The organism is Isoptericola sp. AK164 (genome assembly GCF_029643425.1).
Classification (GTDB): Bacteria; Actinomycetota; Actinomycetes; order Actinomycetales; family Cellulomonadaceae; genus Isoptericola; species Isoptericola haloaureus.
On record NZ_CP119106.1, the window covers coordinates 3,187,974 to 3,202,001 of the forward strand.

The following is a 14,028-nucleotide window of genomic DNA, read 5'->3' on the forward strand; positions in this document are numbered from 1 at the left end:
GGGAGCCTACGCGGCGCGGTCGTGTCGCCGCGCGAGGTCCGGCCGCAGCCGCCAGGATGTCACCGAGAGGTTCCGGGACGAGATGTCCATCGACCTGCACGAGGAGCTCGGCATGGGGTTCGGCGAGGCCGTCACGACCGTCTTCGGCAAGTACGCGACCTTCTCGGGGCGGGCACGCCGCGCGGAGTTCTGGTGGTGGTACCTGTTCGTGCTGCTCGTCAGCATCGCGCTCTCCGTGATCGCGGCCGCCACGGGTGGCTTCACCCTCGACCCGGACACCGGGATGCCCGAGATCGGCGGCATGTACTTCGTGACGCTCCTGGTCGGTCTGGCGCTGCTGCTCCCCAACCTGGCGGTGACCGTGCGCCGTCTGCACGACACCGACCGCTCCGGCTTCTGGTGGTTCATCGGCCTGGTCCCCCTGGTCGGATGGATCATCCTGCTCGTGCTCATGGTGCTGGAGGGAACCACGGGACCGAACCGCTTCGGCCGCGACCCGAGGTACCGGTCCGACCTGCCGAGCTGATCCGACCTGCCGGGCTGACCAGCGCCGACGACCCGATGTGGAGAAACCCTGATGATCTCCTGGACGTGAGGTGTGCGGTGCCCTAGGTTCGGCACGCGTCGGCACGCAGGGTGGCGACGATCGACCGTCACGAAAGGCACATCATGGGATTCGGCGAAGCCGTCAAGACCGTCTTCAGCAAGTACGCGACCTTCTCGGGCCGAGCCCGCCGCTCGGAGTTCTGGTGGTGGGCGCTGTTCCTGTTCCTGGTCAACATCGTGGTCTCGGTCGTCGTCGCCGCCACCGGCGGCTACTCGATCAACGCCGAGACGATGATGCCGGAGTTCGGCGCCAGCTACCTGCTCGTCGTCGTCGTCGGCCTCGCGCTCCTCCTGCCCAACCTCGCCGTGACCGTCCGCCGCCTGCACGACACGGACCGCTCCGGCTTCTGGTGGTTCATCGGCCTCGTGCCGTTCGTCGGCCCCATCGTCCTGCTGGTCTTCATGGTGCTGGAGGGCTCGCTCGGCCAGAACCGCTTCGGCCCCAGCCCGAAGGGTGCCGCCGCGCCGGTGCAGCACACCGTCTGAGCACCGCCGTCGTCCCGCGCACCGGACCCAGGTCCGGCGGGGATGCGCAAGGCCTTCGCGACGTCGTCGTCCCCGAAGTGGAGGCCGCCCTGCGGCCGTGAACGCGACGTCGCGAAGGCCTTGCGCATCCCCGCCAGGGACGAGAGCTACCCCTTCACCGCCCCCGCCAGCATCCCGCGCACGAAGTAGCGCTGGAGCAGCAGGAACACGATCAGCGGCACGATCATCGAGATGAACGCCCCGGCGGTCAGGATGTGCCAGTCACCGCCGCGGGTACCCGCGAGCTCGGCGACGGCCACCGTCAGCGGCCGGTACTCCGGTGCCGCGAAGGTCAGGCCGACGAGCAGGTCGTTCCAGACCCAGAGGAACTGGAAGATCCCGAACGCCGCGATCGCCGGCACGAGCAGCGGGAACAGCACGCGGAAGAAGATCTTCACGTGGCCGGCGCCGTCGACGCGGGCCGCCTCGACGAGCGAGCGCGGGATGTCCTTCATGAAGTTGTGCAGCAGGAACACCGCGAGCGGCAGCGCGAAGATCGAGTGGGACAACCACACGGCCCAGAACGACCCGGCCATGCCCCAGTTGTTGTAGTTGGTCAGCAGCGGCACGAGGGTGACCTGGATGGGCACCACCTGCAGCGCGAAGACCGCCACGAACAGCAGGTTGCGGCCGGGGAACTCGATCCACGCGAACCCGTAGGCAGCCAGCAGCGCGACGGTGATCGGGATGATCACCGCCGGGATCGTGATGACGAAGGTGTTGATGAACACCTCCGACAGTCCCGTCCCGCTGCCGTAGAGCGCCTGGTCGTAGTTGTCGAGCGTGAACTCCGTCTCGCCCGTGAAGATACCGGGGATGACGGTCCACCAGCCGCTGCGGCGGATGTCGATCTCCGGCCGGAACGACGTCACGAGCAGCCCGACCGTGGGGATCGTCCACAGGATCGCCAGGATCACCGCGGTCAGGGAGGCCCACGGCGAGGTCAGACGGCCCTTGGTGGCGATGGCCCGCTTCTCGAGGCGGGTGAGCTTGCGTTCCTTGACCGGAGCGGTGTCCTCCGTCTCGGGGTTCGTCGTGGGGACGGGCGGCGTCGTACTCATCGAATCTCCTCCGACCTACGCATCTGCCGCACGTTGTAGGCGACGATCGGCACGACCAGGATGAACAGGACCACGGCGAGCGCAGCGGCCAGTCCCTGGTTGTTCTGGCGGAACGCCTGCGTGTAGAACTCGTTCGCGATGATCTGGGTGCCGAACTGGCCGCCGGTCATGGTGCGGACGATGTCGAACGCCTTGAGCGTCGTCATGGCGATGGTGGTCAGGACGACGACGAGGGCCGGCCGGATGCTCGGCACGGTGATGTAGCGGAACATCCCCATCCCGTGCAGCCCGTCGAGGCGAGCCGCCTCGACGATGTCGTCCGGGATGGCCTTGATCGCCGCCGCGAGCACCGTCATGGCGAAACCGGTCTGGATCCAGATCATGACGACGATGAGGAACCCGGTGTTCCACGGTTCGCCGATGAGGAACTGCTGGGGTGGCAGTCCGAGCCAGACCAGCAGCTGGTTGAGCAGACCGATCTGCTCGATGCCCGGCTGGTCGGGCCGGAACTCGTAGACGAAGCCCCAGATGATCGAGGCGCCGACCATCGAGATCGCCATCGGGATGAAGATCAGCGTCTTGGCGACCTTCTCGAAGCGGGCCCGGTCGACCAGCACCGCGTAGACCAGCCCGACGAACGTGCTCACCAGCGGGGCCAGGACCACCCAGGCCGCGGTCACGACGAGCACCTTCTGGAACTGGGCACCGGTGAACATCGTCACGTAGTTGTCGAGACCGACGAACTCGGTGGTGGTGCGGTTGAAGAACGAGTTGTAGAGCGTCTCGAGCCCCGGTCGCAGCAGACCGTAGGCGATGAGCAGCAGGGCGGGGCCGACGAAACCCACGGCGACCACCCACGACGGGATGCGCTTCGGCCGGTCGACCAGGAACAGGATCAGGCTCATCACCGCGACGAACAGCGCGATGCCGACGCCCATGACGACGAACTTCTGGGTGACCGTGTCAGGATTCAGCAACCAGTCCACGACATTCTCTCCTCACGGCGTAGGACGGACCGGGTCCGCCGACCGTCTGTCGGCGGACCCGGTCCAGGGACGTCACGGCCAGCTGTTCTCGATCTGGTCGGTGACCTCCTGGGTGGAGGAGCCGGTCACCCAGTTCACCATCCCGGTCCAGAAGGTCCCGGCACCGACCTCACCGGGCATCAGGTCCGAGCCGTCGAACCGGAACACGGTGTTCTCGTCGGCGAGGATCGCGGCGGCGTCCTGGTCGAACTCCGTGGCGAGGTTGCTCACGTCCAGGCCGTTGTTCGCACTGATCCAGCCGCCGTCGGGCGTGGCGATGGCCTTCTGGTTGGCCCAGTCGGCGCTGGCGAGGTAGGTCTGGAACGCCTGCACCTCCGGGCGGTCCTCGAACGCGAGCACGAACTCCCCGCCGCCCAGCATCGGCTGGGTCTCCCCGTCGCCGGGCAGGTAGAAGGCGTACACGTCACCGTCCGACCCGACCTCGGTCCCCTCCGGCCACTGCGTGGCGTAGAAGTTGGCCATGCGGTACATCCAGCAGGTGCCGTCCAGGACACCGACGCCGGCCTGGTCCCACGGCGTGGTGGCGATCGAGTCCACGCCGCCCAGTCCCGCGTTGACGTAGTCCGGGTTCTTGAGGATCTCCCCGGCGGTGTCGAACGCGTCCACGATCTGAGGGTCGTTGAACGGGATCTCGTGCATGTACCACTGGTCGTACACGTCGGGGCCGGCCGTGCGGAGCACGACGTCCTCGATCCAGTCCGTACCGGGCCAGCCGGTCGCGTCACCGGACTCGAAGCCCACGCACCACGGCAGGACCTCCTGCTCGGTGGCGATCGTCTCGCTGAGCTCCATCAGCTCGTCCCAGGTCTCGGGGACCTCGTAGCCGGCGTCGGCGAACATCGCCGGGTTGTACCAGACGAACGACTTCGCGTTCGCGCCCAGCGGGGCGGCGTAGAAGGTGCCGTCGACCGAGCCGTACTCCTTCCAGTCCTCGCTGAAGTACTCGTCGACGTTGGCCGCGGTCGCCTCCGGAGCCTCCACGACGGCGTCCGGGAAGTCGGACACGATCGTGTTCAGCAGGCCCGGCTGCGGCATGTAGGCGATGTCGGGCGTGTTCCCCGCCTGGATGCGGACGAGCAGCTGCGCCTCGAACTCGCGCGAACCCTCGTACTCCACCGTGACCCCGGTGCACTCCTCGAACGCGTCGTAGGAGTTCTCCTGCTGCGTCTGCTCGGGGTCGACGATCGAGGTGTAGATGCTGACGCTCGTGCCCTCGAGGTCACCGAACTCGTCGTACGCGGCACAGTCGATGTCCGCGGCGGCACCTCCGCCACCGCCCTCGCCCATGTCGTCGCCGCCACCGCCGTCGTCGTCCCCGCCGCCGCACGCGGCGAGCACGAGGGCGAGACCGGCACCGGCGGCCACCGCCGCCAGCCGTCGGCGTGCGCTCGTCGTGGTCCTTCGTGTCATCGCAGACCCTCCACTCCATCGTGTGTGGTCGCCCGGCGGCCGTCCGCCGTCGGACCCGTCCAGGACTTCGACCGGCCGCCACCGGACACGTCGTTCCTGGTGAAAGTCGACCGCAAGGTTTCACGCGGTGCAACCTCACAGCGTGCACAACTTGATGACGATGCCGTAACGATCAAGACGGGGTCGGATCTGTGACACCCTTGAGCCGACACCGTCGGACCGCACCGGAAGGACCACCATGATCGAGCTGAGGACGCCCCGTGAGATCGAGGAGATGCGTCCTGCCGGCCGGTTCGTCGCCGAGACGCTGCAGGCTGTCCGCGAGGCCGCCGAGCCCGGCGTCAACCTGCTCGAGCTCGACGCCCTGGCGCACCGGCTCATCAAGGAGCGCGGTGCCGAGTCCTGCTACATCGACTACCACCCCTCCTTCGGCGCGAGCCCGTTCGGCAAGGTGATCTGCACCTCCGTCAACGACGCCGTGCTCCACGGGCTCCCGCACGACTACGACCTCGTCGACGGCGACCTGCTCACCCTCGACTTCGCGGTCGCCGTGGACGGCTGGGTCTCGGACTCCGCGATGTCCTTCGTCGTCGGGGAGTCGCCGTCCGAGGAGCGCGCCGCCGCGGACGAGAAGCTGATCCGCACCACCGAGGTCGCGCTCGAGGCCGGGATCGCCGCCGCGCAGCCGGGGAAGAAGGTCGGGGACATCTCCGCCGCGATCGCCGCGGTCGCCCGGGAGGCCGGCTACACGATCAACACCGACTTCGGCGGTCACGGTGTCGGACGCACGATGCACGGCGACCCGCACGTGCCGAACGACGGCCGCGCCGGCCGAGGCTTCCCGCTGCGTCCCGGGCTCGTCATCGCCATCGAGCCGTGGTTCCTGGAGACCACCGACGAGATCTACACCGACGACGACGGCTGGACGCTGCGTTCGGTCGACGGCTCGCGCGGGGCGCACAGCGAGCACACGATCGCCATCACCGCCGACGGGCCGATCGTCCTCACCGCCCGCGACTGACCCCGCGCTCCGCCGAGGTAGGCAACTTCTCCGCGGGGTAGGCAGAACGAGGACGAGGTAGGCAACTTCTCGGCGAGGTAGGCAGGTCCCCCTCGGAGGTCCGGCCGCGCAGCCGGACGTTGCCTACCTCGGCCCGACCTTGCCTACCTGGTGGGAAAGTTGCCTACCTCGCCGAGGTTTTGCCTATCTCGGCCCGACCTTGCCTACCTGGTGGGAAAGTTGCCTACCTCGGCGGGAGGAGGGAGCGGAGCACCTCGACCGCGCCGTCGTCCTCGATCGGCCCGGTGACCTCGTCCGCGGCCGTCTGCACGGCGTCGTCCGCGTGCCCCATCGCGACGCCGCGGGCCGCCCAGCGCAGCATCTCGAGGTCGTTGTGCCCGTCGCCGATCGCGACCGTGCGGTGCGGCTGCAGGTGCCGCCGTCGCCGCACCTGCTCGAGCGCCGTCGCCTTGGACACCCCCAGCGGGGCGAGGTCCATCCAGGCGCTCCACCCCACGGCGTAGGTGACGTCCTCGAGGCCGAGGTGCTCGACCAGCTCGTGGAAGTGCCCCGACGTCGAGTCCGGCCGGCGCACGATGACACGGGTGACCTCGGTCGACCAGAGGTCCTCCATGGGGACGATGACGTGCTCGCCCTCCAGCTCGCCGTCCGGGAAGTGCTCCGTCATCCGGAACCCGACGCCGAGGTCCTCGACGGCGTACCGCGCGTCCGGGAGCTGCTCGCGCAGCAGGCGCAGCGCCGGCTCGGGGTCGAACGTCACGACGTCCTCGGTGGCCCACCCCTGCGACGACGCCGGGTCCAGCCGGACCGTGACGGCACCGTTCGAGCACACCATCCACCCGGTCTCGATCCCGAGCGCGGACGCGACCGGGAGCATGGCCAGCAGCGACCGTCCGGAGGCGAGCACGACCTCGTGCCCGGCCTCGCGGACCGCCCCGACGGCCTCGCGCACGGCGTCGGTGAGGTCGCCGTCGTAGGACAGCAGGGTCCCGTCGATGTCGAGGGCGACGAGCATCGGGCCGTCCGGAGGCAGGGTCCGGGCCATCTCAGCGCACCGGCTCGAGGACCTCGAGTCCGCCGAGGTAGGGGCGCAGTCCCTCGGGGACCCGCACGGAGCCGTCCGGCTGCTGGTGGTTCTCCAGGATCGCGACGATCCACCGGGTGGTGCCGAGGGTGCCGTTGAGGGTCGCCACGGTCCGCGTGCCGTGCTCGGCGCGCTCGCGCACGTTGAGCCGCCGCGCCTGGAACGTGGTGCAGTTGGAGGTCGAGGTCAGCTCGAGGTAGCGCTGCTGGGTGGGCAGCCACGCCTCGCAGTCGAACTTGCGCGCCGCGCTGGTGCCGAGGTCCCCGGCCGCCGTGTCGATCACCCGGTAGGGCAGCTCGACCGCGGCCATCATGGCCTCCTCCCAGGCGAGCAGACGCTGGTGCTCGGCCTCGGCGTCGTCCACGGAGCAGTAGCTGAACATCTCCACCTTGTGGAACTGGTGCACGCGGATGATGCCGCGCACGTCCTTGCCGTGCGAGCCCGCCTCGCGGCGGTAGCAGGCGCTCCAGCCCGCGTACCGCTTCGGGCCGTCGGACAGGTCGATGATCTCGTCGCCGTGGTAGCCCGCGAGCGCCACCTCGGAGGTGCCGACCAGGTACAGGTCGTCCCGCTCGAGGCGGTACACCTCGTCGGAGTGCTCCCCCAGGAACCCGGTGCCCCGCATCGTCTCCGGGGTGACGAGCGTGGGCGTGATCATCGGGGTGAAGCCCTCGGCGACGGCCTTGTCCATCGCGGCCTGCAGGATGGCGAGCTCGAGGCGGGCGCCGACACCGGTGAGGAAGTAGAACCGCGAGCCGGAGACCTTCGCGCCGCGCTGGGTGTCGATCGCGCCGAGACCCTCGCCGAGGTCGAGGTGGTCACGCGGCTCGAAGCCCTCGGCCGCGAAGTCGCGCGGCGTGCCGACGGCCTTGACGGTGACGAAGTCCTCCTCGCCGCCCGCCGGGGCGCCCTCGACGATGTTCGGGATCCGGAACAGCAGCTCGTCGAGCTCGGCCTCGGCCTCGTTCACGGCGGCCTGGTGGTCCTTGACCTCCTGGGCGAGCTGCTTGGTCCGGCCGATGAGCGCGGCCTTCTCGTCGCCGGTCGCCTGGGCGACCTGCTTGCCCATCGCCTTCTGCTCGGCCCGCCGGGACTCGAACTCCGCCAAGGAGGAGCGCCGGCGGGCGTCGGCGGCCAGCGCCGCGTCCACCAGGTCGAGGTCCTCGCCGCGGGCACGCTGGCTCGCGCGGACGGCGTCGGGGTTGTCGCGCAGGAGACGGATGTCGATCACGCCCGCCAGCCTAACGGCCGCGAGGGCTTCCGCTCCCGGACGTCCGCGCGGCGACGCGCCGCCGACGCCGTCGTGCGGTCGAGGGGGATCAGCCCTATCTTTCGGACATGCCCTGGGAACTCACCGTCGGGATCGTCGCACTGGTCGTCGGCCTGACCGCACTGGTGGTCGCGCTGGTCGTCCTGCGACGCAGCCGGCACGCCGCCGCCCCGTCGTCGGGTCGGGCGACGCCGGCCGACCGTCCGCAGCGTCCCCAGCTCGCCGTGGTGGTGAACCCCTCCAAGGAGAGCACGCAGCAGGCGATGGAGACCGTGCGCCGGGTCGCCGGGGAGGCGGCGCTGCCGGCACCACGCTTCTACGAGACGACCGTCGACGACCCCGGCATCGGGCAGGCCCGCGCCGCCGTGCGCGACGGGGCCGACATCGTCGTCGCGGCCGGCGGGGACGGCACCGTCCGCGCCGTCGCCGAGGGCATGCTCGGGTCCGAGGTGCCGATGGGCATCATCCCGGCCGGGACGGGCAACCTGCTGGCACGCAACCTCGACCTGCCGCTGACGGACCCGAAGGACGCGCTGGCGGTCGTCCTCGGCGGGATCGACCGGTCGATCGACGTGGGCCGCGTCCGCGTCACCGAGCGGCCGCCCGACGAGGAGCCGGACGACACCGACCACCTGTTCCTCGTCATCGCCGGCCTCGGCTTCGACGCCGCGATGGTGGCCGACGCCGACGACCAGCTCAAGGCGAAGATGGGCTGGGTCGCCTACTTCCTGGCCGGGGCGCGCCACCTGCACGGTCGGCGCATGGCCACCCGCATCACCGTCGACGACGAGGAACCGGTCGAGGCCAGGCTGCGCAGCATCATGGTCGGCAACTGCGGCCGGCTGCCGGGCGGCATCAACCTGCTGCCGGACGCGGCGCTGGACGACGGCGTGCTCGACGTCGCGGCGATCGACACGCGTGGCGGGCTGGCCGGCTGGGCACAGCTCTTCGGCGAGGTCGTCGCGCAGGGCATGGGCGTGCAGAACGACATGCGGGCCAAGATCGGCCGGATCGACCACGTCAAGGCCCGGCGGGCCACGATCCGCGTCGAGGACGGCGAGCAGGCGCAGGTCGACGGCGAGGTGCTCGGCAAGGCGGTCCAGATCCAGACGTGGGTCGAGCCCGGGGCGCTGGTGGTCCGCGCGCCCGCCTGAGCCGCATAGGCTGACGGGGTGCGTCTCCTCGTCCGACTCGTCGTCGCCGTGGTGGCGCTCCTGGTCACCGCCGCGTCCGTCGTCCTGCCGACGAGCGCGCACGCCGAGGAGTCCGCCGCCCCGACCGACACGCCGCTCGTGCTGGCCGGCGTCGCCGGGCTGCAGTGGACGGACATCGACGCCGCGCGCACCCCGCACCTGTGGCGGCTGGTGGGCGGCGGGTCGGTCGCGTCGGTCTCGGTCCGCACCCTGACCCCGACCTGCCCGCGGGACGCCTGGCTCTCGCTCTCCGCGGGCAGCCGGGTCGTGACCGAGCGGCCCGAGGACACCGGCGCGGGCGCGGACGGAGACAGCACCGGCGGAGGTGACGACGGCGAGGACGACGGCCGCGCGACGGCCGGGGAGCCGGAGCAGCCCTGCCCGCCGTTGCCCGCGGTCCGGGGGGCGGACGACGCCGGGCCCACGCAGGTGCCCGGCTGGGGCGCGCTCGTCGACGAGGACGCCCTGGCCTCCACGGGTGCCGAGCCCGGCACCCTCGGCGAGCTGGCCCGCACGGTGGGCACGTGCACGACGGCGGTCGGCCCGGGCGCTGCCCTCGCGACGGCGGACCGGTCCGGCGACGTGCCCCGCTACCTCGCGGACCCCGACGACGTCACGGCGGCGGAGGACCTGACCACCTGCCCCGTGACGGTGGTCGACCTCGGCGAGCTCCCGGACGCGGCCACCGAGCGGGCCGACGCCGTCGCCGCCGTCGACGCGGCCGTCGGACGGATCGCCGACCTGCTGCCCGCCGGCGGCCGGCTCGTCGTGGCCGGTCTGGCCGACACCCCGCTGGGACCCGCCGACCTGCAGGTGGTGGTGGACTGGACGCGTCCGGGCGGCCAGGCCACCTGGCTGACCTCCACCTCGTCACGCTGGCCCGGCGTGGTGGTGGCCGGCGACCTGTCCGCGACGCTGGCCGACGCCCTGCTCACCGACGCCGATCCCGACGAGCTGGCCGCCGCCGAGCAGGACCCCGACAGCAGGCTGGCCGGGCTCGTCTCCGCGTTCACCGGGTCCCCGCTGGAACGCGGCGAGGACCGTCGGCTGTCGGTGTTCCGCACCGTCGAGAACCGGCAGTACCTGTCCGTCCTGACCGAGACCCTGCCGCGCATGACGCCGGTGCTGGTCGGCGTGCTCGCGCTCGGCGTGGTCGGCGTCGTGACCGGGCTGCTGCTCGGGCGTCGCCGGCGCACCGGCGACGCCGCGTCCGCGGGGTCCCCCGCGGCCGTCCCGCCGCCGTGGCGCACGGGGCTGGCGATCGCGGTGCTGACCGTCGTGGCCTCGCTGCCCGCCGCCGCCACCCTGGCCACGCTGTCGCGCTGGTGGGTGTGGCCGGTCCCGGTCGCGGTCCTGTGCCTCGCGATCGGTGCCGCCGCGCTCGCCGTGGCGCTCGGCGCGTGGTGGGCCCGGCTGCTGCTGCCGCGCACGCCGTGGCGGCTGCCCACGGCCCTCGCGGCGATCACCTGGCTCGTGCTCACGGTGGACGGCCTGACCGGCACCACGCTGCAGCAGGGGTCGCTGCTCGGCCCCGCCCCCTCGCTCGGGGCGCGCTTCTACGGGTTCTCCAACTCGGTGTTCGCCGTGTACGCCGTCGTCGGCCTCGTGCTCGCCGCCGGCATCGCCGCGCTGCTGCGCGACCGGGGCGCTTCCCGCCGCGCCCAGGCGTGGTCGGCCGCCGCGGTCGGCACGGTCACCGTGCTCGTCGACGGGCTGCCGCCGTTCGGCGCCGACCTCGGCGGAATCCTCGCGCTCGTGCCCGCCTTCGCCGTGCTGGTCCTCGGCGTCGCCGGGATCCGGCTGACCTGGCGGCGCGTGCTGCTCGTGCTGGCCGCCTCCGCCCTCGTGGTCGCCGTCGTCGCCGTCCTGGACTGGGCCCTGCCCCCGGCGACGCACCTGGGCGGGTTCGTCGACTCCGTCCTGGACGGCACCGCCCTGGCGGTGATCGCCGGCAAGGCGGCCGGAGCCTGGGCCACGGTGGCGAACCCCGCCGGGGCGTTCGCCGCCGTCGTCTGCGCGCTCGCGGCCTGGGCCGTGATCGACCCGCGCCGGGCCCGGCTCGACGGCGTCGCCGCGGCCTACGCCCGCGAGCCCCTGCTGCGCCGTGCCGTCCTGGCGGTCGTCACCGTCGGCGTCGTCGGCACCGTCGTCAACGACTCGGGCGTCGTGGTGGCGATGTACGTGCTGCTCGTCGGCACCCCGCTGCTGCTTGTCGGCCGCCTCGAGGCGGCGCTCACCCCGCCCGCCGCGCCCTCCGGCGCCGCCCGGGGCACGGGACGCCGGATCCTCGGCGTGGCCGCCGGCGTCGTGGTCGCGCTGCAGCTCGGCGGCGCCGCGGTGCCGGCGGGCGGCATGTCCCACGCCGGGGACGTCACCGCCGGAGGTGATCCCGTGCTGACCGACGAGGAACCGGTCGTCGTCGTCGGCACGAACGGTCTGCGCTGGCAGGACGTCTCCCCCACCCGCACCCCGACCCTGTGGGGCCTGCTGCGCGACGGCGCGAGCGCCGGCGGGATGACGACGACCACCACCGGACCGTCCGGGGACTGCCGGGCCGCCGGGTGGCTCAGCCTGTCGGCCGGCCGCAGCACCGTCACCGGCGCGTTCGACGACGGCACCTGGCGCTGCACGGACTGGGGGGTGACGGCGGACGGCGAGGGCGCCGTCGTCGACGGCTGGGACGCGCTGCAGGCCGAGCAGGCGGTCTCGGAGTTCAACCCGCACCCCGGGGTGCTGGGCGAGACCCTGTCCGCGGGGGACGTCTGCACGACGGCGGTCGGCCCCGCGGCCGCCCTGACGCTCGCGGGCCGCGACGGCACCGTCGAGCGGTACCGGACCCTGGACGCCGCGCTGCAGGACCCGGACGACGCGTTCTCGTGCCCGGTGACCGTCGTGGACGCCGGCGCCGCGCCCTACCACCCGACCGGCGAGGGATCGGACGCCCGGCCCGTGCCGACGGACGCGACGCAACCCGGGCCGGAGCGGGACGCCATGCTGCGCGACGTCGACGCGACGGTGCGCAGCGTCCTGCTCGCCGCCCCGCGGGACGTCACCGTGCTCGTCGCCGACATGGGGAACCCCGCGCCCACGCGGCCGGCGCTCGGCGTGGGCGTCGCCCGGACGCACACGGACGCCGCGCCGTCGTACCTGGCGTCCTCGGCCACCCGCTGGGTCGGCGTCGTCCGGCTGCTGGACCTGCCCCCGACCCTCGTCGCGGACTTCGACCTGCCACGGCCGACGGACTTCTCCGGGGCGCCCGTGACGCTCAGCGAGCAGCGTCCGAGCGGCACGGGCGCCACGGTCCGCGACCTGTCGTCCCTGACGGAGCGGGACCACGGCCTGCGCGAGGTCACCGGCGCCGTGACCGGGCTGCCGACCAACGTCGCCCTCGCCGCCTTCGGCCTGGTCGTGTTCCTGCTGCCGACGGTCCGACGACGCGCCTCCGACCGCACCACCCGGCTGTGGACGGGTGCGCTGGAGACGGTCCTGCTGGTGTGCGCGGCGATCCCGGCGGCCTCGTTCCTCATGACGACCTGGTCGTGGTGGCGGATGCCGGACCCGCAGGCGGGTCTGTGGGTGGCGCTCGCGGGCGGCACCGCGCTGGTGGCTCTCGTCGGGACCCTGGCGCCGCGTCGCCCGGCGTGGGCGGGCACGGTCGTGCTCGCCACGGTCACGTTCGTGGTGCTCACCCTGGACGCGGTGCTGGGCACGCCCCTGCACCGCGGCAGCCCGCTCGGCGCGGCGCCCACGCTGGGCGGCCGGTTCTACGGCTTCGGCAACCCGACGTACTCGGTCTACGCGGTCGTGGCGGTGCTCGCCGCCGCGGGGCTCGCGACCGTCGTCGCACGGCGGTGGGGTCGGGTCGCCGGCGCCGTCGTCGCGGGCGTCGTGGGCCTCGTCGCGCTGGTCGTGACGGTCTGGCCCACGTTCGGCGTCGACGTCGGGGGCGGGCTGGTCCTGGTCCCGGTGTTCGCCGTCTTGGTGCTCGCGGCGCTCGGCGCGCGGCTGACCTGGCGCAAGCTGCTGGTCGCCGGGGGCGCCGGCGTGCTGCTGGTCGCCGTCATCGGCGTCCTGGACTGGCTGCGGCCGCCGGCGGAGCGCTCGCACCTGGGCGCCTTCGTGCAGTCCGTGGTGGACGGGACCGCCGTCGAGACGATCTGGCGCAAGGCGGGCTACGCCCTCGGCTCCCTGGACGGCGGTCCGCCGGCCTGGCTGTCGCTGGCCGTCCTGCTCGGGGTCGTGGCTGCCCTGTGGGCGGGTCCACGCTTCTCCGCGCGATGGCTCGAGCGGGCCGAGGAGGCGTGGCCGCTGCTGCGCCCGGTGCTGGTGGCGCTGCTCATCGCGGGCGTGGGCGGCGCGCTCGCGAACGACTACGGCATCCGGGTCGTGACGATCATGCTGTTCCCCGCGGTGCCGCTCATCGGTCTGCTCGTGCTCCGCACCGACGATTCTCGACAGATGTCTGCCAACTGAGTCACATCTTTTGGTTGACACTCGTCATAAGTGCCCCTAGATTCGGGGCCATGGTCATTGACGACCGCGCGGCGCGGATGCCGCGCCAGCGGGCGATTCAGTCGCCTACCGGACCCGTGATCGCTGCGACGTCGCCGCGGAACGGGTCACAGCACGCTCTCCGTCACGGACGCGAGAGGAGGCTCCTGCTCCACACCCCGGAATGAGAAACCCCGCCCTGTCCGTATCCGTCGTGGCGGCGACGGGGACGTCGGCGGGGCACTCACGCACTACATCCAGGAAGGCAAGTGCGATGTCCCATTCTATGCGTTCACGTGCTCTCGCGGCGGTAGCCACCGC

The 14,028-nt window shown here is 72.2% G+C and carries 10 protein-coding genes; 5 read left to right on the forward strand and 5 right to left on the reverse strand.

Annotated elements, in window-relative coordinates; translation table 11 throughout:
* Positions 1 to 82: 82 nt before the first annotated feature.
* Entirely contained in the window at positions 83 to 526 is a 444-nt protein-coding gene (locus tag PO879_RS14665) for a DUF805 domain-containing protein (RefSeq protein WP_278235593.1), read from the forward strand.
* A gap of 143 nt (positions 527 to 669) precedes the next feature.
* Entirely contained in the window at positions 670 to 1,092 is a 423-nt protein-coding gene (locus PO879_RS14670; RefSeq protein WP_278235594.1) for a DUF805 domain-containing protein, read from the forward strand.
* A 146-nt stretch (positions 1,093 to 1,238) separates the two neighbouring features.
* On the opposite strand, the gene PO879_RS14675 is transcribed toward PO879_RS14670, so the two are convergent.
* The 3 genes from PO879_RS14675 to PO879_RS14685 form a co-directional block, all read right to left on the reverse strand.
* Positions 1,239 to 2,192: a carbohydrate ABC transporter permease gene (locus PO879_RS14675; RefSeq protein WP_278235595.1), complete on the reverse strand. Its 954-nt coding sequence runs from the start codon at positions 2,190 to 2,192 to the stop codon at positions 1,239 to 1,241.
* On the reverse strand, positions 2,189 to 3,178 hold the full coding sequence (locus PO879_RS14680; protein ID WP_278235596.1) for a sugar ABC transporter permease: 990 nt from the start codon (positions 3,176 to 3,178) through the stop codon (positions 2,189 to 2,191). The genes PO879_RS14675 and PO879_RS14680 overlap by 4 nt, the downstream gene beginning before the upstream one ends.
* A gap of 72 nt (positions 3,179 to 3,250) precedes the next feature.
* A complete protein-coding gene (locus tag PO879_RS14685; RefSeq protein ID WP_278235597.1) occupies positions 3,251 to 4,648 on the reverse strand; it encodes an ABC transporter substrate-binding protein in 1,398 nt (465 codons plus the stop codon).
* A 238-nt stretch (positions 4,649 to 4,886) separates the two neighbouring features.
* Here PO879_RS14685 and map point away from each other — a divergent pair, with 238 nt between their 5' ends.
* Complete coding sequence (gene map / locus PO879_RS14690) at positions 4,887 to 5,669, forward strand: type I methionyl aminopeptidase (protein WP_278235598.1); 783 nt, start codon at positions 4,887 to 4,889, stop codon at positions 5,667 to 5,669.
* Positions 5,670 to 5,892: 223 nt separating this feature from the next.
* Here map and PO879_RS14695 read toward each other — a convergent pair whose 3' ends face one another.
* Together PO879_RS14695 and serS are read right to left on the reverse strand one after the other, a co-directional pair.
* Entirely contained in the window at positions 5,893 to 6,714 is an 822-nt protein-coding gene (locus PO879_RS14695; RefSeq protein ID WP_278235599.1) for an HAD family hydrolase, read from the reverse strand.
* Between the two features lies 1 nt (position 6,715).
* Complete coding sequence (serS, locus tag PO879_RS14700; protein WP_278235600.1) at positions 6,716 to 7,984, reverse strand: serine--tRNA ligase; 1,269 nt, start codon at positions 7,982 to 7,984, stop codon at positions 6,716 to 6,718.
* Between the two features lie 107 nt (positions 7,985 to 8,091).
* On the opposite strand from serS, the gene PO879_RS14705 reads away from it, so the two are divergent.
* Positions 8,092 to 9,177 carry a diacylglycerol kinase family protein gene (locus tag PO879_RS14705; RefSeq protein ID WP_278235601.1) on the forward strand — a complete coding sequence of 362 codons (1,086 nt, stop codon included), beginning with the start codon at positions 8,092 to 8,094 and terminating at the stop codon, positions 9,175 to 9,177.
* An 18-nt stretch (positions 9,178 to 9,195) separates the two neighbouring features.
* Complete coding sequence (locus PO879_RS14710; protein ID WP_278235602.1) at positions 9,196 to 13,689, forward strand: hypothetical protein; 4,494 nt, start codon at positions 9,196 to 9,198, stop codon at positions 13,687 to 13,689.
* The last annotated feature ends 339 nt before the right edge of the window (positions 13,690 to 14,028 follow it).

What these genes read in the sequence shown, in the direction of transcription:
- PO879_RS14665 (WP_278235593.1), top strand. Translation starts at nt 83, where the DNA reads ATGTCCATCGACCTGCACGAGGAGCTCGGCATGGGGTTCGGCGAGGCC.
- PO879_RS14670 (WP_278235594.1), top strand. Translation starts at nt 670, where the DNA reads ATGGGATTCGGCGAAGCCGTCAAGACCGTCTTCAGCAAGTACGCGACC.
- PO879_RS14675 (WP_278235595.1), bottom strand. Translation starts at nt 2,192, where the DNA reads ATGAGTACGACGCCGCCCGTCCCCACGACGAACCCCGAGACGGAGGAC.
- PO879_RS14685 (WP_278235597.1), bottom strand. Translation starts at nt 4,648, where the DNA reads ATGACACGAAGGACCACGACGAGCGCACGCCGACGGCTGGCGGCGGTG.
- map (WP_278235598.1), top strand. Translation starts at nt 4,887, where the DNA reads ATGATCGAGCTGAGGACGCCCCGTGAGATCGAGGAGATGCGTCCTGCC.
- PO879_RS14695 (WP_278235599.1), bottom strand. Translation starts at nt 6,714, where the DNA reads ATGGCCCGGACCCTGCCTCCGGACGGCCCGATGCTCGTCGCCCTCGAC.
- PO879_RS14705 (WP_278235601.1), top strand. Translation starts at nt 8,092, where the DNA reads ATGCCCTGGGAACTCACCGTCGGGATCGTCGCACTGGTCGTCGGCCTG.